We start from the raw sequence: 21,669 nt of genomic DNA, 5'->3' as shown, positions 1-21,669 counted from the left end.
GCACAACCCCCTGAGTGGCTGCGCCACTTCCCCTTCTCACGCTGCGCGTGGGAAGGGGGACGACGCCCGTGCGGCGGGGCGGCCCTTGCACGGCGCCCCCCGCCGGAGTGCCCCAGCTTCACAATACGCCGCCAATCAACTCCGTCTCGCGTAGCGCTGCGCCAGCACGGCGCAGACCATGAGCTGCATCTGGTGGAAGATCATCAGCGGCAGCACGATCATGCCGGCCGCCTGCGAGGCGAACAGCACCTTGGCCATGGGCACGCCGCTCAGCAGGCTCTTTTTGGAGCCGCAGAAGACGATGGTGATCTCGTCCTCCTTGGAAAAGCCCAGGCGCCGCGACACCCAGGTGGTGAAGCCCAGCACCGCCGCCAGCAGCACCGCGCACACGGCCACCAGCCCGGCCAGGGCCGGCAGCGGCAGCATGCGCCACAGGCCGCCGACCACGGCCGCGCTGAACGCGGTATAGACCACGAGCAGCACCGAGCCCTGGTCCACGAACTTCAACACCTTCGCGTTGCGCGCGATGAACGGGCCGATCCACGGGCGCAGCAGGTGCCCGGCCACGAAGGGCAGCAGCAGCTGCAGCATGATGCGCCCGATGCTGCCCAGCACGTCCTGCTGGGCGCTGCCGGCCTGCGGCAGCACCAGGCCCACCAGCACCGGCGTGAGGACGATGCCCATCAGTGTGGAGGCCGAGGCGCTGCAGATGGCCGCCGCCATGTTGCCCCGCGCCACCGCGGTGAAGGCGATGGCCGACTGCACCGTGGCCGGCAGCACGCACAGGAACAGCACGCCGGTGTACAGCTCGGGCGTCACCAGCGGCTGCAGCACGGGGCGCAGCGCCAGGCCCAGCACCGGGAACAGCACGAAGGTGCTGGCCACCACCAGCAGGTGCAGCCGCCAGTGGCCCAGGCCGGCCAGCACCGCCTCGCGCGAGAGCTTGGCGCCGTGCATGAAGAACAGCAGGGCCACCACGCCCACGGTGGCCTTCTCCAGGAAGGCCGCGGCCATGCCCGAGGCCGGCGCCACGCTGGCCAGCACCACGGTGGCGACGAGCGCGAGGGTGAAATTGTCGGGAAGCAGGCGGGAGCGGGCCATGGGCAGTCGTGCGGAGGGAAAGGGAGGGATTCTAACGAAATAAGCCGCCAGCGCCCGTCCAACAAGCGCAAGCAGCTATTATTTCAGGAGCAATAGAAAACGACCTCCCCTAGTTGCCGTCGAGCACGATGTTCGCCGCGCTGGCCACCTTGGCCCAGCGCGCCGCGTCTTCCGCCCAGAACTGCCGCAGCGCCTCCTGCTGAAGCAGGTGCGGCTCCGCACCCTGGGCCTGCATGGCCGCCGCCACGTCGGGCGCGGTGACCAGCGCGGCGAGCGCCTCGCGCAGCCGCTCAGCCACCGCCGCGGGCAGCTTCGCGGGCGCGGCCACGCCGAACCAGGCGGTCACATCGAAGCCGGGCACGCCGGCCTCGACCATGGTGGGCACGTCGGGCAGCGTGCCGCTGCGCTCGCGCGCGGTGACGGCCAAGGCGCGGATGGTGCCGGCCTTGATGTGCGGCACCGCCGCCGGCAGGTTGTCGAACATCACGTCGATCTCGCCCGCCAGCAGGGCCGTCATGGCCCCGGCCGCGCCGCGGTAGGGGACGTGGGTGATCTGCGTGCCGGTGAGGCTCTTGTACAGCTCCATGCACAGGTGCAGCGACGTGCCGTTGCCGTTGGAGCCGTAGTTCAACTGCCCCGGCTGCGCGCGGGCACGCTCGGTGAGCTGCGCCACGCTGCGCACCGGGCTCTTGGCATTGACGAGCAGCACGTTCTGCACGCGGCCGAGCAGCGCCACGGGCTCCAGCTGTGCCGGCTGGTAAGGCAGCGACTTGTAGATCGCCGGCCCGATGGTCAGCGGGGGCGAGGCCATCAGCAGCGTGTAGCCGTCGGGCGCAGCGCGCGCCACATCCGCTGCGCCGAGGTGGCCGCCCACGCCCGGCTTGTTGTCCACCACCACGGGCTGGCCGAGGCTCGTGGCCAGCCGGGGGCCGATCAGGCGCGCCATGCGGTCGATGAGCCCGCCGGCGGGAAACGGCACCACCAGCCGGATGGGCCGCGACGGCCAGGCCTGCGCCCATGTGCTGCCTGCCATGCAGGCGAACAAGCCGGTACCCACTAATTCACGTCTGCGCATAAACACCTCTTGTCGTCGATAAATAATCTGATAGTGTCATCATATGAATTTACCGCGCGTTTCCCATTCAGGGGTTTCCCGGACAGACGTCTACCAGCCGCGCCAGCACGACTGGACCTTGCCGGACTTCCGCTTTCAGGACGGACAGGCCCTGCCCGCGCTGCGCCTGCACTACGCCACGCTGGGCGACCCGGCAGGCCTGCCGGTGCTGGCGCTGCACGGCACGCTGCAGTCGGGCACAGCGCTGCTGGGCCCGCAGTTCGGTGGCGAGCTGTTCGGCCCCGGCCAGCCGCTGGACGCGCGCCGCCACTTCATCATCGTGCCCGACGCCATCGGCACCGGCCGCTCCAGCAAGCCCTCGGACGGGCTGCGCGCGCGCTTTCCGAACTACGGCTACGGCGACATGGTGCGCGCGCAGCACCTGCTGGTGGCCGAGCACCTGGGCCTCGCCCGCCTGCGGCTGGTCATCGGCAACTCCATGGGCGGCATGCACACCTGGATGTGGGCGCAGCAGCACCCGGACATGGTGGACATCGCCGTACCCATGGCCTCCCTGCCCACGCCCATGGCGGGCCGCAACTGGATGCTGCGCCGCATGCTGTGCGAATCGATCCGCCAGGACCCGGCATGGCAGGGCGGCGACTATGCCCGGCAGCCGCCCAGCCTGCACTTGGCCGCCACCTTCTTCGCCCTGGCCACCAACGGCGGCGACTTGGCGCTGCAGCACCAGGCGCCCACGCGCGCGCTGGCCGACGCGCTGGTGGACGCGCGCCTGGCCGCCCCGCCCACGGCCGACGCCAACGACATGCTCTACCAATGGGAAGCCTCGGGCGGCTACGATGCCTCGCAGAACCTAGAATCCATCCGCGCCGCCGTGCTCGCCATCCTGTCGGACGACGACGAACGCTACCCGCGCACGCTGGGCCTGCTGGAGGCAGCCATCGCCCGCGTACCGCGCGGCCGCATCCTGCGCATCCCCGCCAGCACCGCCACGGCAGGGCATGCCACCACGGGGCAGGCGCGCTGGTGGAAGCAGGCACTCACCCAACTGCTCGAGGAGACACCGTAACCGCCATGACCGCCGCCTTCAGCGCCATCGCCCCCGCCCTCAAACTGGCCGACCGCGTCGCTCAGCAGTTGGAGGAGCAGATCCGCGCCGGCCATCTGCATCCCGGCGAGAAACTGCCCACCGAGGCCGAGCTGGTGCGCCAGCTGGGGGTGAGCCGCACCGTGGTGCGCGAGGCCGTCTCGCGCCTGCACTCGCGCAACCTGGTCGAGCCGCGCCAGGGCAGCGGCGTCTACGTGAAGGCCGCGGGCATCGAGCCGCTGGACCTGGACAGCCTGCGCCAGACGCAGCAGGACGCGGTGATCCAGATCGCCGAGGTGCGCCGCGCGCTGGAGGCCGAGGTGGCCGAGCTGGCCGCGCAGCGCCGCAGCGCGGACGACCTGGGGCGCATCCACGCGGCCGTGGCCGCGCTGGCCGAAGCCGTGCGCCAGGGCGGCGACGGCGTGCAGGAGGACGTGGCCTTCCACCGCACCATCGCCCAGGCGGCGCACAACGCATTTCTTCTCAGCACGCTGGACTACCTGGCGCAGTTCCTGCGTGGCGGCACGCGCGTGACACGCGCCAACGAGGCCCGGCGCGCCGACTTCGCCGAGGCCGTGACGGCCGAGCATGCGCGCATCGTGGCCGCCATCGAGGCCGGCGATGCAGCCGCCGCGCGCCAGGCCGCTGCAGGGCACATGAGCAACGCGATCGTCCGCATCCGGCAGGCGGACGCGGGCTTCTGGCAGAACGAGGCCGCCTACCAGCCGTAGAACGCGGCCAGCACCAGCGCCGCCTCGGGTGTGAACGCGCCCTGCGCCAGGCGCGCGTGCACCTCGGCATGGGGCAGGCATTCGAAGCGCTCGACCTCGCCGTCCTGGTTGGCGGGCGCCAGGCCTTGCGGCACTGTGGCGCGGAACCAGTCGATGCGCTCGGCCATGTAGCCGATGCCGCCGGCCTCGCCGCTGGGCTGGGCGAAATCCACATGGCCTCCGTGGGCCAGGCCCTGCAGGGCATCCACGCGCAGGCCGGCCTCTTCCCACGTCTCGCGCGCCAGGGCCTGCTCCAGGGTGTCGGCGCTGCTCACCATGCCACCCATCAGCGTGTCCCACATACCGGGGTTGCTGGGCTTGGACAGGGAGCGCTGCTGCACCCACAGGCGCGCGCCGTCGGGCGTGCAGCCCACCAGGTGCACGGCCCGGGTGGCGATGCCCAGCACGCGCACGGCGCCGCGCTCCACGGTGGCGATGCGCCGGCCCTGGCCATCGCACACGGCGAGCTGCTCGTCGCGCCAGGGGCCGCAGCGGCCCGCGCCACGCAGTGCCTGGGCCAGCGCGCCCAGGGCGGCCGTGGCGCCGCCACCGCGCAGCACCCAGGCAGACGCACCCTCACGCTCCTCCATTGATAGCTGCCAGCGCTTGTCCAACAAGCGCTGGAGGCCTATTTGACCAAAAACCTCCGCATCCACGGAGCCCACCCGTGCGCGCTCCACCCACAGCGGCAGGCGCACCCGCGACGGGCCGCAACCCGCGCAGGCGCGCGCCGGCGCCACCCAGGCGGGCACGCCCGCGGCAGCGGTCATGGCAGGGTCAGGATGGTCGAGCCGGTGGTCTTGCGCGCTTCCAGGTCGCGGTGCGCCTGCTGCACGTCGCGCAGGCTGTAGCGCTGTGCGATGTGGATCTTCACCTGCCCGCTGGCCACCACGGCGAACAGGTCGTCGGCCATGGCCTGCGTGGATTCGCGCGTGGTGATGTGGCTGAACAGCGTCTGGCGCGTGACGTAGAGCGAGCCCTTGGCGCCCAGCATGCCCGGCGCGAACGGCGGCACGGGGCCGGAGGCGTTGCCGAAGCTGGCCATCAGGCCGAAGGGACGCAGGCAGTCGAGGGACTTGTCCCAGGTGTCCTTGCCCACGCTGTCGTAGACCACCTTCACGCCCTTGCCGCCGGTGATCTCCTTGACGCGGGCGGCGAAGTCCTCGGTGTTGTAGTTGACGGCGTGGGCCGCGCCGTTGGCCAGCGCGAGCTGGCACTTGGCGTCGCTGCCCGCCGTGGCGATCAGCTGCAGCCCCAGCGCCTTGGCCCACTGGCAGGCGATAAGGCCCACGCCGCCCGCGGCCGCGTGGAACAGCACGTGGTCGCCGGGCTGCAGGCCCTGCACGGGCAGCGTTTTCTTGAGCAGGTACTGCGCCGTGAGGCCCTTGAGCATCATCGCCGCGCCGGTCTCGAAGTCGATGGCGTCGGGCAGCTTGCACACGCACTTGGCAGGCATGACGCGCACCTCGCAGTAGCTGCCCGGCGGCTGGCTGGCATAGGCCGCGCGGTCGCCCGCCTTCAGGTGCGTGACGCCCTCGCCAACGGCCTCGACCACGCCGGCGGCTTCCATGCCGATGCCGGCGGGCATGTTCAGGGGATAGAGGCCCGTGCGGTGGTACACGTCGATGAAGTTCAGCCCCACTGCGTGGTGGCGGATGCGGATCTCGCCCGGGCCGGGCTCGCCCACCTGCACGTCGACGATCTGGAGTTCCTCGGGGCCACCGTGCTGGCGGATCTGTACGGCGAGGGTCATGGAAACGGTCTCCTTGTTCAGGGGTGGGTTGGCAACGAGCCGCGATCCTGCCATGTTTCGCCCGCCCCTGCCCCCGGCTCTGTCTTACCCCTTGGCTTACAGTTGGCCCCCCTATGAACCAACGCATCACTCCCGGCACCGCGCTGCTGCTGACCGCCGCGCCGCTGCTGTGGGCCGGCAACGCCGTGGCCGGCCGCCTGCTCCACACGCTGATCCCGCCCGTCACCCTGAACTTCGCGCGCTGGCTGCTGGCCTTCGCGCTGCTGCTGCCCCTGGCCTGGCAGGTGCTGCGCCCCTCCAGCCCGCTATGGCCCCACTGGCGGCGCTATGCGTTGCTGGGGCTGCTGGGCATCGGCAGCTACAACGCGCTGCAGTACATGGCGCTGCAGACCTCCACCCCGCTGAACGTGACCCTGGTGGGCTCTGGCACGCCCGTGTGGATGCTGCTGACGGGCGCGCTGTGCTTCGGCGTGCCGGTGTCGCGCCGGCAGATGGCGGGCGCGATGCTGTCGGTGGCGGGCGTGCTGCTGGTGCTCAGCCGCGGCAGCTGGGACCAGCTGCTGGCGCTGCGGCTGGTGCCAGGCGACCTGTACATGGTGCTGGCGACCATCTCGTGGGCGCTCTACAGCTGGCTGCTGGTGCGCACCAGCGAGCCGGCCGGCGTGCGCGGCGACTGGGCCGCGTTCCTGATGGCGCAGATGGTCTTCGGCCTGCTCTGGTCGGGCGCATTCGCCGCGGGCGAATGGTCGCTGGGCGGCGCCGCGCCCATCGTGTGGGGCTGGCCGCTGGCGGCGGGCCTGGCGTTCATCGCCGTCGGGCCGGCCATCCTGGCCTACCGCTGCTGGGGCATGGGCGTGCAGCGCGCGGGGCCGGTGGCGGGAGGCTTCTTCATCAACCTCACGCCGCTGTTCGCCGCCATCCTGTCCGCCGCGCTGCTCGGCGAGGTGCCCCACCTGTACCACGCGCTGGCGTTCGCGCTCATCGTGGGCGGGATCGTGGTGTCGTCCCGGCGCTGACGAACGACAGGCTCACTGGCCGAGGGGCGCGAGCAGCGCTTCCAGCGCGTCCACCGGCATGGGCCGGCCGAACAGATAGCCCTGGTACACGTCGCAGCCGTGGTCCGAGAGGAAGTCGCGCTGCGCCTCGGTCTCCACGCCCTCAGCCACCACCTCCAGCTCCAGGTTGCGGGCCATGCCCAGGATAGTCTGCACCACCACGTTGTCGCTGTGGCGCTCGCCCAGGTGGTGCACGAAGGAACGGTCGATCTTGAGCCGGTGCAGCGGCAGCCGCGTGAGGTAGGCCAGCGACGAGTAGCCGGTACCGAAGTCGTCCACCGCGAAGCGCACGCCCTTGGTGCGCAGCTGGTGCATCTTGGCGATGGAGTCCTGCACGTCCTCCAGCACCAGCGACTCGGTCAACTCCAGCTCCAGCCGGTGCGCTCGCGCGCCGCTCGCCTGCAGCGCCTGGGTGACCAGCTCGACGAAGTCGGCCTGGCGGAACTGGCGCGCGCTCACGTTCACGCTCAGCGACAGCCCGCCGAGGCCCGGCTCCTGCGCCCAGCGCGCGAGGATGGCGCAGGCGCTGCGCAGCACCCAGTGGCCGATGGCGACGATGAGGTCGCTGTCCTCGGCCACGCCGATGAACTGCGCGGGCGGCACCAGGCCGCGCACGGGATGGCGCCAGCGCAGCAGCGCCTCGGCGCCCACGATGGCGCCGTCCCGCGTGCATTGCGGCTGCAGGTAGAGCAGGAACTGCCCGGCAGGCAGAGCCGCCTGCAGGTCGGACGCGAGCCGCGCCCGCTCGTTGAGCGCCACCTGCATGCCCGGATCGAAGAAGCACAGCGCGTTGCCGCGCTGGGCCTTGACCTGGTACATGGCGATGTCGGCCTGCTTGAGCACCTCGGCCGCGGTCTGCAGCACCTCGCCGAACAGCGTGGCGCCCATGCTGCAGCTGCCGTGGTGCGTCTGCCGGCCCAGGTGGAAGGGCTGGGCGAGCAGGTGCACGATCTTCTCGCCCACGCGGCGCACCTGCTCGGCAGCGGTGTCGCTGTCGCCGGGCAGGCCCAGCAGCATGACCACGAACTCGTCGCCCCCCAGGCGCGCCACCATGTCGCTGCCGCGCACGCAGCCTTCGAGGCGCCGCGCCACCTGCTGCAGCAGCTGGTCGCCCACCTCGTGGCCCATGCTGTCGTTGAGGGTCTTGAAATGGTCCAGGTCGATGAACAGCACCGCGCCCAGCGTGCCCTCGCGCATCTCCGCCGTGCACGCCTGGCCGAGCCGGTCCAGCAGCAGGCGGCGGTTGGGCAGGCCGGTGAGCGGGTCGTAGAAGGCCAGGTTCTCGATCTCGGCGGCGGCGCGGCGCAGGTCGGTGACGTCGTGGTAGACGATGACCAGCCCGCCTTCGGGCGTGGCGCGCTCGGTGAGCTGCAGGTAGCGTCCCGAAGGCAGCCGCTGCTCGAACGTGCCCTGCGCGCTGCGCTGCTGCTGCAGCCGCTGCTCGATCCAGGCGCGCTTGTCCTCGGCGCTCATGCCGGGCAGGTTGTAGTGGACCGTGGTTTCCAGCACGCGGCGAAACGGCAACCCCACGGCCAGCATTCCTTGCAGCCAGGGAAACATTTCCTCGAAGCGCTGGTTCCACTGCACCAGGCAGTGGTCCGCGTCGAGCAGCACGAAGCCGCTGACCATGGAGCTGAGCGCCTGGTCCAGCGTGGCCTTGGAGCGCGCCGCCACCTGGCGCGCGCCATGCATGCGCTGCAGGTACAGCGTGGCGAAGATGCCGGCCAGCACCACCGAGGCGCCGAACAGCAGCGCCACCAGGGCCATGGAGCGGGCCTCTTCCTCCCACGCGGCCAGGGCCGCGCCGCGCGGCAGGCTGGCCGTGATCCACAGATCCGGGTACAGCAAGGGCCGCGCCGACACCATCGCGGGCGCTCCGCTCAGCCGGGCGCCGGCCCCCCAGGAATCGGCGGCGATGCCGCCCGCGTCGCCCAGCGGCGGCCCCGCCGCCTGGGTGCGCTCCACCAGGCTCTGCTGCGCCGCCACGCCGATCAGCATCTCGCCGCGCCCGCGCTCGAGCGTGACCTCCAGGTCCGGCATGCTCAGCCCCTGCATCAGCACCGGCACCAGCGCATCCACAGGCACCTGGGCCAGCGCGAGCAGTTGCGTGCCGTCGCCCAGCCGCAAGGGACGCGCCACGTACAGCACGCGCTCGGAGCTCGCGGTGCTGAGCTGCGGCGCGCTCATCGCGAGCGTGGGCACGGTGGGCGCCATGGCCGCGGCCAGGAAGCCCGGGGGCAGCTCCACGGCCTGCGGATCGCCGCGGGGGATGGACGAGGCCAGCAGCCGGCCCTGGCCGTCCAGCAGCGCCACGTAGCGCAGCATCAGGTTCTGGCGCGCGGCGGTGCGCAGCAGCTCGCTGGCCCGCGCCCGGTCGAAATGGTCGCGGTGGCTGGTAGCGAGCTCCAGCAGTTCCTCGGTGGTGGCCAGCAGCACGTCGAACGCCAGCAGCGTGCGGTTCATGCCGGCCTGCGCGCCCGTGACGAAGCGCGTGACGCGCGCCTCGCTCTCGCCCAGCGCATCGCCATGCGTGCTCTTGAGCAGCAGGCCCACGGTCGCGCCCAGCGCGAGCAGGAAGAGTCCGACCGCGCTCCAGACGGCCAGGCGGGGACGGGGCAGCGGCGCAAGCCTCATGGAGCGGCCGGCGCGGCGATGCCGCGCGCCGGTCCGATGGTGCGCCGCCAGATGTCGGCGCAGGACGCGCCGCAGCGGCCGATCCAGCGCGGCAGCACCACGGTGTCGAAGATCTCGCGGCGGCGGGCCTCGTCGGGCGCGCGCACGGGCACCAGCGCCATCTCGCCGCGCCGCCCGGTGGTGCACTGCGCGCTGCCGGTGTTGCAGGCCACGCCCTGGGCCGTGTCCTGCTCCGCGCTCAGCCACACGGCGGTTTCCAGCTTGGGCAGTTCGGCCTGCAGCAGCATGCGCAGTTCCTGCGGCAGCGCCTGCCAGGCCGCGCGGTTGGCGCCGAAGATGGCCAGCCCCCAGGTGATGGGCATGGGGTACAGGTGCGTGGTGTGCATGTGCAGCCCCAGGATGTTGCCCGACATGGTGCCCGTCACCGCGCACTCGCTCGCCCCCGCCTTGATGCTCTTGACCATCTCCGAGAACGGCGTGAGCAGCGGCTTGGCGCCCAGCGCGGCCATGAAGTCCCCCTGCGCCGCGGAGGACACGCGCACCTTGCGCCCACGCAGGTCCGCCAGGCCGCTCAGTGCCTGCTTGCAGAAGACCACCTGCGCCGGATAGACGTAGATCGCCAGCGTCTCGATGCCGTGCTCCTCGCGCAGCGCCTGGTCCAGGTAGGGGCGGAAGGCCTGCAGCGAGGTGCGCAGCGCAGCGAAGTCGGGGTTGAGCCCCGGCAGATCCACCGCCGTGTACTGCGGATACTGCGCCGACAGCGAGCTCATCAGCACCGTGCCGAAGGGCACCACGCCCAGCTGCAGCAGGCGCAGCATTTCCATGCCCGGCACGCCCGCGCGGTCGAAGGGCACCACGTCGGCGCTGAAGCGGCCCTGGCTCAAGCGCGGCAGGTCCCGTGTCCAGAAAGGGGCTTCGAGCTGCGTGTACTGCGTGACGCCGGCCAGCCCGCCCACCACGCGCAGCTTGAAAGGCGCCGCCACGGGAGGCTGCGATGGCGACGCGAGCGCAACGCCGCCGCACAGCAATGCCACGGCGAGCACGCGCGCCAGCCGGCGTGCGGCCGGCCACTCCGTGGAATATCGCAGCACATGCATGAGAGCCCCTTCAGCACCTGCGCGCGCCTTCGTTCAGAACGTGCCGGGATAGGCCCCGCCGTCGGCCAGCACGTTCTGCCCCGTCATGTAGCCGGCCTGCACGCTGCAGAGGAACGCGCAGATGGCGCCGAACTCCTGCGGCGTGCCGTAGCGCCCCGCCGGTATCGCGGCCTGCTGCATGCGGCGCACCTCCTCCACGCTCTTGCCGGTCTTGGCCGCCGCGGCGTTGATGGTGCCGACCAGCCGGTCGGTGTCGAACCGGCCCGGCAGCAGGTTGTTGATGGTGACGCCGCGCGCGGCGATGGAGCTGCGCGCCGCGCCGGCCACGAAGCCGGTCAGCCCGCTGCGCGCACCGTTGGACAGGCCCAGGATGTCGATGGGCGCCTTCACCGCGCTGGAGGTGATGTTGACGATGCGCCCGAAGCCGCGCGCGGCCATGCCGTCCACCGTGGCGCGGATGAGCTCGATGGGGGTGAGCATGTTGGCGTCCACGGCGCGCACCCAGGCGTCGCGGTCCCAGTCGCGGAAATCGCCCGGCGGCGGGCCGCCCGCGTTGGTGACCACGATATCGAAGTCCTTGCCCGGTCCGCCCGCCGCGCCGAACACGGCCGCGCGCCCCTCGGGCGTGGTGATGTCGGCCGCCACGGCGATCACCTGCGGCGCCGCGCCCGCGGCGCGCGCGCCTTCTTCGCGCAGTTGCGCCGCGGTCTGCTGCAGCGCATCGGCGCTGCGCGCATTGACCACCAGGTTCACGCCCTCGCGCACCAGCGCCTCGGCGCAGCCGCGCCCCAGCCCCTTGCTGGCGCCGCAGACCAGCGCCCACTTTCCGGAGATGCCCAGATCCATGCCTTGCTCCTGAAGACTCCCCTGGAGTCTAGTTAACAGTTTGAAACGATCATAGTGGACTGCGGCGCCCGCCGCAGCCCTACCGGGGCCGGGCCATGCGCGTGAACACGAAGATGCCCACGAGGACCAGCCCCGTGCCCGCCGCGATCCAGGGCGTGAACGGCTCATCGAGCAGCCACACGCCCATGAAGATCGTGGACAGCGGCCCGACCATGCTGGCCTGCGCCGCCATGCCTGCCCCGATGCGCTCGATGGCCATCATCACCATCAGCACCGGCGCGGCCGTGCACAGCGTGGCGTTGAGCAGCGACAGCCACAGCACTTCGGGAGCCACCACGGCCGCGGCCAGCGGCCGCAGCACGATGAACTGCAGCAGGCAGCACAGGCACGCCACGCTGGTCGCCAGCCCCACGAGGCGCAGTGCGCCCAGGCGCCGCACCATCTCGCCGCTGTAGACCAGGTAGACCGCGTAGCTCAGCGCCGACAGGAACACCAATAGCACGCCCCATGCCACGTCGGGCCCCTGCAGGCTGGCCTCGCGTCCGAAGACCAACAGCACGCCCGCATAGCCGATGCCCATGCCCAGCACCTGCCCCCAGCGCGGCCCCCGGCCGTAGAACAGCCAGCCCAGCAGCAGCACCAATGTGGGGGTGAGGTACTGGATCAGCCGCTCCAGGCTGGCGCTGATGTAGGCCAGCCCCGCGAAATCCAGGAAGCTGGCCAGGTAGTAGCCCGACACGCCCAGTCCCGCCACGCCCAGCCAGTCGCGCCGCGTGAGCGGCGCCCGGCCGCGGCTGGCCCACCACGCCATGGCGGCGAAGATGGGCAGCGCGAACAGCATGCGGTACATGATGAGCGTCACCGCGTCCACGCCGTAGCGGTAGGCGAGCTTGACGATGATCGCCTTGCCGCTGAAGGCGATGGCCCCGAAGACGGCCAGCGCCATGCCGGCCGCCAGGGGCTTGCCGGACGCAGGCACGGGTGCAGAGGAAGGTGGTGGCACGAAAGAAGCGGCGGCCTCGAACACAGGCCACCGGAGAGAATGCAAACGGCAATTATCCGGCTTTGGAGCCCAATCGGCCCGCAACCCTTGCAGGGCAAGCGCAAGCAGCTACTTTTTTAGAAGCAAAAAAAGGCCGGTCAGGGTTGCCCCTGGCCGGCCGGTTGCGCGGGCCGCGAAGGCCCGCGTGGGCGCGTGCGTCAATCCTCGACGAAGGCCTCTTCCCGCTTCTTGCTCACCGCGGGCAGCAGCACGATGACCAGCAGCAGTGCCGCGGCAGCCAGCAGGCCGGCGGAGATGGGACGCGTGACGAACACGCTCCAGTCACCGCGCGAAAGCAGCAGTGCACGGCGCAGGTTCTCTTCCATCATCGGCCCCAGGATGAAGCCCAGCAGCAGAGGCGCGGGCTCCACACCCAGCTTGTAGAACAGGTAGCCCACGAAGCCGAACGCACCCACCAGCCACACGTCGAAGGTGTTGTTGTTGGTGGAGTACACCCCGATCGCGCAGAACAGCACGATGGAGGGGAACAGCCAGCGGTAGGGCACGGTCAGCAGCTTGATCCACATGCCGATCAGCGGCAGGTTCAGGATGATCAGCATCAGGTTGCCGATCCACATCGAGGCGATCAGGCCCCAGAACAGTTCGGGGTTGCTGGTCATCACCTGCGGGCCGGGCTGGATGTTGTGGATGGTCATCGCGCCCACCATCAGCGCCATCACGGCGTTGGGCGGGATGCCCAGCGTCAGCAGCGGGATGAAGGAAGTCTGCGAACCGGCGTTGTTGGCCGACTCGGGGGCCGTCACGCCGCGGATGTTGCCCTGGCCGAACGGCACCTCGCCGGGCTTGAGCTTGGTCTTCTTCTCGATGGTGTAGGCCGCGAAGGCCGACAGCAGCGCGCCGCCGCCGGGCAGGATGCCCAGCGCCGAGCCCAGGGCCGTGCCGCGGATCATGGCGGGGAACATGCGCTTGAAGTCCTCGGCCGTGGGGAACAGGCCTTGCACCTTGGCGGTGAACACCTCGCGCTCGTCGTCGGGCTTGGACAGGTTGGCGATGATTTCACCGTAGCCGAACACGCCCATGGCGATCACGACGAAGTTGATGCCGTCGGTCAGCTCGGGGATGTCGAAGCTGTAGCGCGCCACGCCGGAGTTCACGTCCGTGCCCACCAGGCCCAGCAGCAGGCCCAGCACGATCATGCCCACGGCCTTGAGCAGCGAGCCCGAGGCCAGCACCACGGCGCCGATCAGGCCCAGCACCATCAGCGAGAAGTATTCGGCGGGGCCGAACTTGAAGGCCACTTCGGTCAGCGGCGGGGCGAAGGCGGCCAGGATGATGGTGCCCACGCAGCCCGCGAAGAACGAGCCGATGCCGGCGGCCGCGAGCGCGGGGCCTGCACGGCCCTTGCGCGCCATCTGGTAGCCGTCGATCACGGTCACCACCGAGGACGATTCGCCCGGCAGGTTCACCAGGATGGCGGTGGTGGAGCCGCCGTACTGCGCGCCGTAGTAGATGCCCGCCAGCATGATCAGCGCGGCCACGGGCGGCAGCGCGTAGGTGGCGGGCAGCAGCATGGCGATGGTCGCCACGGGGCCCACGCCGGGCAGCACGCCGATCAGCGTGCCCAGCAGACAGCCGATGAAACAGTAGATCAGGTTCTGGAACGTAAACGCGACGCCAAAACCCATCGAGAGGTGTTCGAACAATTCCATGGTCTAGTCTCCACTCAACCTACGATGAAGCTGGGCCAGACAGGGAACTGCAGATTCAGCGCCCACACGAAAGCCACATAGCTGCCGGCCGCCAGGATGGTGGCCAGGATGAACACTTCAATGAACTTGAACTGGTTGCCTGCAAGGCTGGACACGAAGGTCAGCCCGTAGATGGCCACGATAAGGCCCATGGCCGGCACGCCGAAGCTTGGCAGGCCCGCGAGCAGCACGCCGAACAGCAGGTTGGCGCCGATGATGAACACGATCTGCTTCCAGGCCCACTTGCCGACCGGATCGCCGTCCACGGTCTCGACCACGGTGGCCTTGAACATGATGACGGCGCCGATGATGGCCAGCAGGATGCCCAGCAGCAGCGGGAAGTAGCCCGGGCCCATGCGGGCGCCCGTTCCCACGCTGTAGGTGGTGGCGCCCCAGGCGAATCCACCTCCCACGGCCAGGAACATCAGGCCGGAAAAGAAGTCTTTATGACTCTTGATTTTCACGAATGTCTCCTAAAAGAAACCGACGGACGATTGTCGGGTGCGGCATGCCGCGCCCCGGTGTGGATTCCACCTACAGTCCCGTGCGGGGTTTCCCCTATGGCATGCGCAGGGCCATAGCCTGTCGCGGAGGCCGCCGCGTCACTCCAGCGGCGGCGTGGCGGCGATGACTTCTTCGAGCGTGGTCACGCCCTCGGCCGCGCGCAGCGCGCCGGCCAGGCGCAAGGGGCGCATGCCGTCCTGCACGGCCTGGCGGCGCAGCGCGTCGATGGAGGGGGACTGGTTCACCTGGGCCTTGAGGGCCTCGGTCACGGTGAGCAGTTCGTACAGGCCCATGCGGCCGCGAAAGCCCGTCATGCGGCATTCCACGCAGCCCACGGGCCGGTAGGCGCGGTAGCCGCCGTTGATCTTCCAGGGGCGGATCAGGTCGGCCAGCGCCGCGGGGTCGGCCGCCTCGTCCACCTGGCGGCAGTGCTTGCACAGCGTGCGCACCAGGCGCTGCGCCAGCACGCCCAGCACCGTGGCGTTGATGAGGTAGGGCGGCACGCCCAGCTCCATGAGGCGCGTGACGGCGCTGGGCGCGTCGTTCGTGTGCAGGGTGCTGAAGACCAGGTGGCCGGTGAGCGCGGCCTGCACGGCCATGTCGGCGGTGGCGAGGTCGCGGATCTCGCCGACCATGATGATGTCCGGGTCCTGGCGCATGAGCGCGCGCAGCCCCTCGGCGAAGTTGAAGTCGAGCTGCGGCTGCACCTGGGTCTGGTTGAAGCTGGGCTCGATCATCTCGATCGGGTCTTCCACCGTGCTCACGTTGACCTCCTCGGTGGCCACGCGCTTGAGGGTGGAATAGAGCGTGGTGGTCTTGCCCGAGCCCGTGGGGCCGGTCACGAGGATGATGCCGTGCGGCCGCTTGACGAGCGACTCCCAGCGCTGCGCGTCGTGCGGCGAGAAACCCAGCGCATCCAGGTCCTTGACGGCGTTGTCGGGGTCGAAGATGCGCATCACCATCTTCTCGCCGAAGGCCGTGGGCAGCGTGGACAGGCGCATTTCCACCTCGTCGCCGCGCGGGTTGCGGGTCTTGATGCGGCCGTCCTGCGGGCGGCGCCTTTCCACCACGTCCATGCGGCCCAGCAGCTTCACGCGCGCCACCATGGCGTTGAGCACGCCCATGGGCATCTGGTAGACGGCGTGCAGCACGCCGTCGATGCGAAAGCGGATCACGCCCTGCTCGCGCCGCGGCTCCAGGTGGATGTCGCTCGCGCGCTGGTCGAAGGCGTACTGCCACAGCCAGTCCACCACCTTGACCACGCCCTGGTCGTTGGCGTCGAGCTGCTTGTTGCTCTTGCCCAGCTCCACCAGCTGCTCGAAGCTGTTGCCGCCCGCGCTGCCACCGGACTTCTGCGCGGCGCGCACCGACTTGGCCAGCGCGTAGAACTCCGCCGTGAAGCGCGTGATGTCCTGCGGGTTGGCCATGACGCGGCGCACCGCGCGCCTGGCCTGGCGCTCCACCTCTTCCACCCAGTCGTACAGGAAGGGCTCGGCCGTGGCCACCACCACCTCCTTGGACGAAACCTGCACGGGCAGCACCTTGTGGCGCTCGGCATAGCTGGCGCTCATGGCGTCAGCCACGCGGCCCACGTCCACCTTGAGCGGGTCGATGCGCAGGAAGTCCAGGCCGCAACGCCGCGCCACGTATTCGGTGAGCATGTCCACGTCCAGCGGCTTGCCGTCGCTGGCGCGCACCATGGCCACGTTGCCCAGGCGCACCAGCGGGTGCTGGCTGCTCTCGGCCTGCGAGCAGCGTGCGATGGTGCGCTGCGCCTGCTCGGCGCTGACCACGCCGTCGGCGCGCAGCCAGTCCACGATGCCGCGCCACTCCAGCGGGCCGGACGGGGCCTGCGGCGTCTTCATGGCTTGGCGACCGGCTTGAACCCGCGCAGCCACTTGGGCGCGGGCAGGTCCCAGCGGGCCTGCAGGCCTTCAGCCCGCGCCAGCAGCTCGGCGCGCTTCGGGCGCGTGGGCGTGCGCTGGGCCAGCACCACGGTGTTGCCCTCGCGCGTGGGCTTGAAGGCCCAGAGCGCGTCCTCGCCGAAGGCCTCGGCCATGCGCGCCAGGCTGCGCTCGTAGCTCGACGAGCGGCCGAAGAGGTTCACGGTCATGCAGCCCTCCTCGGTCAGCAGCGCGCGGCAGTCGGCATAGAAGCCGGCGCTGTCGAGCACGGGCGCGGCGGCCTCGTGGTCGTAGAGGTCGACGGCCAGCGCATCCACCGTGCCGTGCCACTCGGGTTTCTGGATCTCCTGCGCCGCATCGGCCAGCACCACGCGCTGCATGGGGCCGTCGGGCGGCAGCTTGAACCAGGCGCGGCAGACGGCCTCCACGCGCGGGTTCAGCTCCACCACGGTGCAGCACATGCGCAGCTTCTTGCGGCAGAACTTGGTGATGGCGCCCGCGCCCAGGCCGAGCTGCATGGCGTGGCGCTTCGCGACGCTGGAAGGCTCCACGAACAGCAGCCAGGCCATCATGCGCTGCACGTATTCGAGTTCGAGGGCGAAGGGATCGTCGATGCGCATGGAGCCCTGGATCCAGGGCGTGCCCAGGTGCAGGTGGCGCACCTCGCCATCGTCGGAGACGCTGACTTCGGGCAGTTCGGCGGTGGGGGATTTCTTGCGGATCACGTCAGTCCAAAGCGTGCCATGGCCTCGTGCCAGGCGTTCAGTTTTTTCTCTAAGCTCCACGATGCATTGGCCGGGCTGGTGGAGGGCAGGCGCAGCGAGGGGATCTCCACCCCCAGGCTGGCACGCACGGCCTTCGCGTGGCGGAAGCTCTCGCCGCCATTGTGGGCGACGGCCGCCAGGTGCGGCGCGCGCGCCAGCAGGCCCTGGAAGTCGTTGACGCGGGCATTGCGGATGCTGGTGTCCAGGCTGCCCTCGCGCTCGCAGGCGGCGTACACGTCCCATATGCCGAGGCCACGTGCCAGCACCCAGCCGCAGCGGTCGGCGTAGTCGGCAGGCAGCGGGTGCTGCGGCCACAGCGCCGCGAGGATGCGCCAGAAGTGGTTCTGCGGATGACCGTAGTACTGCTGCGCGCGCAGCGAGGCCACGCCGGGAAAGCTGCCCAGCAGCAGCACGCGCGTGCCCTCGCCCACCACGGGCGGCAGGCCCACGAGGCGCGGCTCAAAGGGTGCGTTCATGGGATGAATACTATCAATTGAATAGCTTCTTGCGCTTGTCCATCAAGCGCTGGAGGCCGAAAACACTCATATTCTTCCGGCCAGCCGGGGCAGCGCGGTGCAGGCATTGTCGCGGCATGCGCGGGCCAGCTCCTCCGACGCGATGCCGCGCAGGCCCGCCACCACGGCGCCGATGCGCGGCAGCTCGGCCGGGCTGTTGCGCGCAGGCGGGCGGCCGGCCGCGCGCTCGGCGGCGGTCACGTAGAGCCAGTGGGGCGGGATGTCGGGCGCGTCAGTTTCCAGCACCAGCGCATCCAGCGGCAGCTCGGTGGCCAGGCGGCGCAGCTGCAGCGCGCGGTCGAACGTGACGGCGCCGCCGAAGCCCAGCTTGAAGCCCATGCCGATGAACGCCTGTGCCTGCTGCAGGCTGCCGTTGAAGGCGTGGGCGATGCCGCCGCGCACGGGCAGCTCGCGCAGGCCCTTGAGCAGCCGGTCGGCCGAGCGGCGCACGTGCAGGATCACCGGCAGGTCGAAGCGGCGCGCGAGCTGCAGTTGCGCGCGGTAGAAGCGCTCCTGCCGCGCGGCGTCCAGCCCCTGCACGAAATAGTCGAGGCCGATCTCGCCGACGGCCACGAGGCGCGGGTCGCCGCAGTGGTCCTGCAGCGCCTGCGCCAGCAGATCCAGGTCGCCCTCGCCCGCCTGGCCGGTGAACAGGGGGTGGATGCCCAGCGCGTAGCTGTCGCCATGCCGGTGCGCCAGCGCGCGCACGGCCTGCAGGTTGGACAGCTCCACCGCGGGCAATACGCAATGCGCCACCCCAGCCGCCCGCGCTGCGGCGCGCACGGCGTCGCTGTCGGGCGCGAACTCGGGGGCGTCGAGGTGGCAGTGGGTGTCGATCCAGCATTCCATCCGGCGCATGATGCCAGCGCGCCGGCGGGGGATCTGTCAGTCGGTCTTGGACACGCGGCAGGTCTTGATGCCCAGCAGCGAGTAGGCCGGGCAGTTGCCAATGGCCCCGGTCAGCAGGGGCACCACGCCCAGCCAGCCCCACCAGCCCACGGTGCCCGTGGCGGCCAGGGCGATCAGCACCAGGCCCACGGCGATGCGCAGGCCGCGGTCGATTCCTCCGACATTGCATTTCATGACAACACTCCTTTGATGAAAAAACGGGGGGCCGGGCGGCTCAGAACGTGTGAATGAATCCGGCGTGGCCGAGCAGCGCGTCAAAACGCGGCTGCACTAGGCGCAGCGCAGCCATAGCGCGGGCTATGGCGAGCATTTGCAACGACGAGCAGGCGTGTTTTGGCGTGATGAGCGGGCATGGCGGATTCGTTCACACGTTCTCAGGGACAGAAGATGGCCTTGAGCGCGGCGACGAGCTGCTCCACCGCCGGGTCGGCGATGCGGTAGTAGAGGGTTTGCGCGTCGCGCCGGAAAGCCACCAGCCCTTCGTCGCGCATGCGCGCCAAGTGCTGCGACAGCGCCGACTGGCTCAATTCCACCTGTTCCAGCAGCGTGCCGACCGAGGCCTCGCCCCGATCGATGAGCAGGCACAGCACCAGCAGCCGGTGCTCGTTGCCGACGACGCGCAGCAGTGCCGCCGCGCGGGCCGCGCCCTGTTGCATGAATTCCCGGTCGGAAGCAGTGGCCACCGGCGCTCCTTGTTGCGAAAACCCTAAATTAACTTTTGCTAATTTAGTTTTTTCTAAACAAAAAGTCAAACGGCGCCCCGCGCCGTTGTGGACCGCTTATCCCAGCACGCCGGACACCAGCCGCACCACGCGGTCGCAGCGCGCCGCCAGCGATTCGTCGTGCGTCACCATCACGAAGGCCGTGCCGCGCTCGCGTGCCAGGCGCAGCATGAGCTGGAACACGCTGTCGGCCGTGGCGCGGTCCAGGTTGCCGGTGGGTTCGTCGGCCAGCACACAGGCAGGCTCGGTGACCAGCGCGCGCGCGATCGCCACGCGCTGGCGCTCGCCGCCGGACAGCTCGGCCGGGCGGTGGTGCACGCGCTCGCCCAGGCCCACGGCCTGCAGCATGCCCACGGCGCGCTCGATGCATTGCGCATAGGGCTCGCGGCGGATGCGCAGCGGCATGGCCACGTTGTCCTGCGCGCTGAACTCGGGCAGCAGGTGGTGGAACTGGTAGATGAAGCCCAGGTGCGCGTTGCGCAGCTGCCCCTGCTGCGCGGGCGAGAGCGTATGCAGGTCCTGGCCCTTGAGCGTGACGGTGCCGCTGCTCGGCGCATCGAGCCCGCCCAGCAGGTGCAGCAGCGTGCTCTTGCCCGAGCCCGATGCGCCCACGATGGCGAGCGTCTCGCCCGCACGCACCTGCAGGTCCACGCTCTTGAGCACGCTCACGTCGAGCCGCCCTTCGGTGAAGCGCTTGGACAGGCCCTGGGCCTGCAAAACCACATCGTTTTTCACAGTGTTCATTTCAGTGATCCGTGCGCTGCCCACAAGGCATGAAACCGGCGCAACCCAGGCGAGGGCAGCCGCGCAAGGGCCGCCCCGCCGCGCTGGCTGCGTCCCCCTCCCGGAGCGCGAAGCGCGCAGAGAGAGGGGAAGGCGCGAAGCGCCTCAGGGGGGTGTCACTCATACCGCAGCGCCTCCGCGGGGTTCACGCGGCTGGCGCGCCAGCTCGGGTACAGCGTGGCCACGAAGGCCAGGATCAGGGAGATGACGGCGATGGGCACGATGTCACGGCTTTGCGGGTCGCTGGGCATGCGGCTGATGAGATAAATATCTTTGGGCAGGAAGGTGGTGTGCAGCAGCCGCTCGATGGCGGGCACGATCACGTCGATGTTGTGGGCGATCCCCAGCCCCAGCAGAAGCCCGGCCAGCGTGCCGATCACGCCCACCATCGCGCCCTGCACCACGAACACGCCCATGATGCTGCCGGGGCTCGCGCCCAGTGTGCGCAGGATGGCGATGTCCGCGCGCTTGTCCTGCACCGTCATCACCAGCGTGGAGACGAGGTTGAACGCCGCCACCGCGACGATGAGCGTGAGGATGATGAACATCATGCGTTTTTCGAGCTGCACGGCGGCGAACCAGGTTTTGTTCTGCTGCGTCCAGTCGCGGATCAGCAGGTGGCCCGAGAGGCTGTGCGCGAGCTGCTGCGTGACCTCGGGCGCGGCATGCAGGTCGCGCAGTTTCAGGCGCACGCCGGTCGGCCCCTCCAGGCGGAAGATGCGCTCGGCGTCCTCGTGGTGCAGCAGCACCAGGGCCGAGTCGTATTCGTAGTGGCCGGAATTGAACGTGCCCGCCACCGTCATCTGCTTGAGGCGCGGCACCACGCCCGCGGGCGTGACCTGGCCGGCCGGGGCGATCAGCGTCACCGCGTCGCCCGCGCGCACGCCGAGCTGGCGCGCCAGCTCGCTGCCCAGCACCACACGGAACTCGCCCGGCACCAGGGCCTTGAGGCCCTCCACGTTCTCGGCCGCGAGGTCGGTCACCTCGCCCTCACGCAGCGGGTCGATGCCGCGCACCAGCGCACCCTTCATGTCCTCGCCGCGCGCCAGCAGCGCCTGCGAGGCGACGAACGGCGCCGCGCCCACCACGTTGGGGTTGGCGCGCGCCTCGGCCAGCGTGCGCTGCAGGTCGGGCAGGGCCGCACCGTCGGGCGCGAAGATCTCGACGTGCGAAACCACGGAGAGCATGCGGTCGCGCACCTCCTTCTGGAAACCGTTCATCACCGACAGCACGATGATGAGCGCCGCCACGCCGAGCGCGATGCCCAGCATGGACACGCCCGAGATGAAGGAGATGAAGCCATTGCGCCGCGTGGCGCGGCCCGCCCGGGTGTAGCGCCAGCCCAGGGCCAGTTCGTAGGGAATTTGCATGGTGAGGGAAAGAGGGGTGCCGGATTGTG

At 70.3% G+C, this 21,669-nt stretch carries 21 protein-coding genes; 3 read left to right on the top strand and 18 right to left on the bottom strand.

What is annotated here, in order from left to right; translation table 11 throughout:
* Positions 1-135: 135 nt before the first annotated feature.
* Together AAG689_RS02510 and AAG689_RS02505 are read right to left on the bottom strand one after the other, a co-directional pair.
* On the bottom strand, positions 136-1,101 hold the full coding sequence (locus AAG689_RS02510; RefSeq protein ID WP_406624625.1) for a bile acid:sodium symporter family protein: 966 nt from the start codon (positions 1,099-1,101) through the stop codon (positions 136-138).
* Positions 1,102-1,210: 109 nt separating this feature from the next.
* On the bottom strand, positions 1,211-2,134 hold the full coding sequence (locus tag AAG689_RS02505) for a Bug family tripartite tricarboxylate transporter substrate binding protein (RefSeq protein WP_406624624.1): 924 nt from the start codon (positions 2,132-2,134) through the stop codon (positions 1,211-1,213).
* A gap of 85 nt (positions 2,135-2,219) precedes the next feature.
* Between AAG689_RS02505 and AAG689_RS02500 the strand changes: the two genes are divergently transcribed.
* Both AAG689_RS02500 and AAG689_RS02495 read left to right on the top strand, forming a co-directional pair.
* Positions 2,220-3,245, top strand: a complete 1,026-nt coding sequence (locus AAG689_RS02500; RefSeq protein ID WP_406624623.1) for an alpha/beta fold hydrolase — start codon at positions 2,220-2,222, stop codon at positions 3,243-3,245.
* 5 nt (positions 3,246-3,250) lie between these two features.
* Positions 3,251-3,994 carry a FadR/GntR family transcriptional regulator gene (locus tag AAG689_RS02495; RefSeq protein WP_406624622.1) on the top strand — a complete coding sequence of 248 codons (744 nt, stop codon included), beginning with the start codon at positions 3,251-3,253 and terminating at the stop codon, positions 3,992-3,994.
* Here the strand turns inward: AAG689_RS02495 and AAG689_RS02490 are convergent.
* Both AAG689_RS02490 and AAG689_RS02485 read right to left on the bottom strand, forming a co-directional pair.
* The gene (locus AAG689_RS02490) at positions 3,982-4,803 is read right to left on the bottom strand and encodes an NUDIX domain-containing protein (RefSeq protein WP_406624621.1); all 822 of its coding nucleotides are present in this window, start codon (positions 4,801-4,803) and stop codon (positions 3,982-3,984) included. The genes AAG689_RS02495 and AAG689_RS02490 overlap by 13 nt on opposite strands.
* On the bottom strand, positions 4,800-5,786 hold the full coding sequence (locus tag AAG689_RS02485) for a quinone oxidoreductase (RefSeq protein WP_020228741.1): 987 nt from the start codon (positions 5,784-5,786) through the stop codon (positions 4,800-4,802). Before AAG689_RS02485 ends, AAG689_RS02490 begins: the two co-directional genes overlap by 4 nt.
* A gap of 113 nt (positions 5,787-5,899) precedes the next feature.
* On the opposite strand from AAG689_RS02485, the gene AAG689_RS02480 reads away from it, so the two are divergent.
* Positions 5,900-6,802 carry a DMT family transporter gene (locus tag AAG689_RS02480; RefSeq protein ID WP_406624620.1) on the top strand — a complete coding sequence of 301 codons (903 nt, stop codon included), beginning with the start codon at positions 5,900-5,902 and terminating at the stop codon, positions 6,800-6,802.
* Positions 6,803-6,814: 12 nt separating this feature from the next.
* Here AAG689_RS02480 and AAG689_RS02475 read toward each other — a convergent pair whose 3' ends face one another.
* The 14 genes from AAG689_RS02475 to AAG689_RS02410 form a co-directional block, all read right to left on the bottom strand.
* Positions 6,815-9,475, bottom strand: coding sequence for an EAL domain-containing protein (locus AAG689_RS02475; RefSeq protein ID WP_406624619.1), 2,661 nt, complete (start codon positions 9,473-9,475; stop codon positions 6,815-6,817).
* Positions 9,472-10,572, bottom strand: a complete 1,101-nt coding sequence (locus tag AAG689_RS02470) for a TRAP transporter substrate-binding protein (RefSeq protein WP_406624618.1) — start codon at positions 10,570-10,572, stop codon at positions 9,472-9,474. Before AAG689_RS02470 ends, AAG689_RS02475 begins: the two co-directional genes overlap by 4 nt.
* A 33-nt stretch (positions 10,573-10,605) precedes the next feature.
* A complete protein-coding gene (locus AAG689_RS02465; RefSeq protein ID WP_020228745.1) occupies positions 10,606-11,418 on the bottom strand; it encodes an SDR family oxidoreductase in 813 nt (270 codons plus the stop codon).
* Positions 11,419-11,497: 79 nt separating this feature from the next.
* A complete protein-coding gene (locus AAG689_RS02460) occupies positions 11,498-12,364 on the bottom strand; it encodes a DMT family transporter (RefSeq protein WP_020228746.1) in 867 nt (288 codons plus the stop codon).
* A gap of 254 nt (positions 12,365-12,618) precedes the next feature.
* Entirely contained in the window at positions 12,619-14,130 is a 1,512-nt protein-coding gene (locus AAG689_RS02455; protein ID WP_406624617.1) for a tripartite tricarboxylate transporter permease, read from the bottom strand.
* Between the two features lie 14 nt (positions 14,131-14,144).
* On the bottom strand, positions 14,145-14,633 hold the full coding sequence (locus tag AAG689_RS02450) for a tripartite tricarboxylate transporter TctB family protein (protein WP_406624616.1): 489 nt from the start codon (positions 14,631-14,633) through the stop codon (positions 14,145-14,147).
* Positions 14,634-14,771: 138 nt separating this feature from the next.
* Complete coding sequence (locus AAG689_RS02445) at positions 14,772-16,538, bottom strand: GspE/PulE family protein (RefSeq protein ID WP_406624615.1); 1,767 nt, start codon at positions 16,536-16,538, stop codon at positions 14,772-14,774.
* Positions 16,535-17,302: a spermidine synthase gene (locus AAG689_RS02440; protein WP_406624614.1), complete on the bottom strand. Its 768-nt coding sequence runs from the start codon at positions 17,300-17,302 to the stop codon at positions 16,535-16,537. The genes AAG689_RS02445 and AAG689_RS02440 overlap by 4 nt, the downstream gene beginning before the upstream one ends.
* Positions 17,299-17,817: a DNA-deoxyinosine glycosylase gene (locus AAG689_RS02435; protein WP_406624613.1), complete on the bottom strand. Its 519-nt coding sequence runs from the start codon at positions 17,815-17,817 to the stop codon at positions 17,299-17,301. Before AAG689_RS02435 ends, AAG689_RS02440 begins: the two co-directional genes overlap by 4 nt.
* Before the next feature lie 66 nt (positions 17,818-17,883).
* A complete protein-coding gene (locus AAG689_RS02430; RefSeq protein WP_406626271.1) occupies positions 17,884-18,705 on the bottom strand; it encodes a TatD family hydrolase in 822 nt (273 codons plus the stop codon).
* Positions 18,706-18,741: 36 nt separating this feature from the next.
* The gene (locus AAG689_RS02425) at positions 18,742-18,939 is read right to left on the bottom strand and encodes a DUF2892 domain-containing protein (RefSeq protein ID WP_020228753.1); all 198 of its coding nucleotides are present in this window, start codon (positions 18,937-18,939) and stop codon (positions 18,742-18,744) included.
* A gap of 200 nt (positions 18,940-19,139) precedes the next feature.
* On the bottom strand, positions 19,140-19,421 hold the full coding sequence (locus AAG689_RS02420; RefSeq protein WP_406626270.1) for an ArsR/SmtB family transcription factor: 282 nt from the start codon (positions 19,419-19,421) through the stop codon (positions 19,140-19,142).
* A gap of 123 nt (positions 19,422-19,544) precedes the next feature.
* Positions 19,545-20,231: a lipoprotein-releasing ABC transporter ATP-binding protein LolD gene (lolD, locus tag AAG689_RS02415; protein ID WP_406624612.1), complete on the bottom strand. Its 687-nt coding sequence runs from the start codon at positions 20,229-20,231 to the stop codon at positions 19,545-19,547.
* 155 nt (positions 20,232-20,386) lie between these two features.
* Positions 20,387-21,640, bottom strand: a complete 1,254-nt coding sequence (locus AAG689_RS02410) for a lipoprotein-releasing ABC transporter permease subunit (RefSeq protein WP_020228756.1) — start codon at positions 21,638-21,640, stop codon at positions 20,387-20,389.
* Positions 21,641-21,669 lie beyond the last annotated feature (29 nt).

Source organism: Acidovorax sp. SDU_ACID1 (assembly GCF_045291395.1).
Lineage (GTDB): Bacteria > Pseudomonadota > Gammaproteobacteria > Burkholderiales > Burkholderiaceae_C > MR-S7.
The sequence above is the reverse complement of the archived record's forward strand: the minus strand, read 5'-3'. Positions and strand labels throughout refer to the sequence as shown.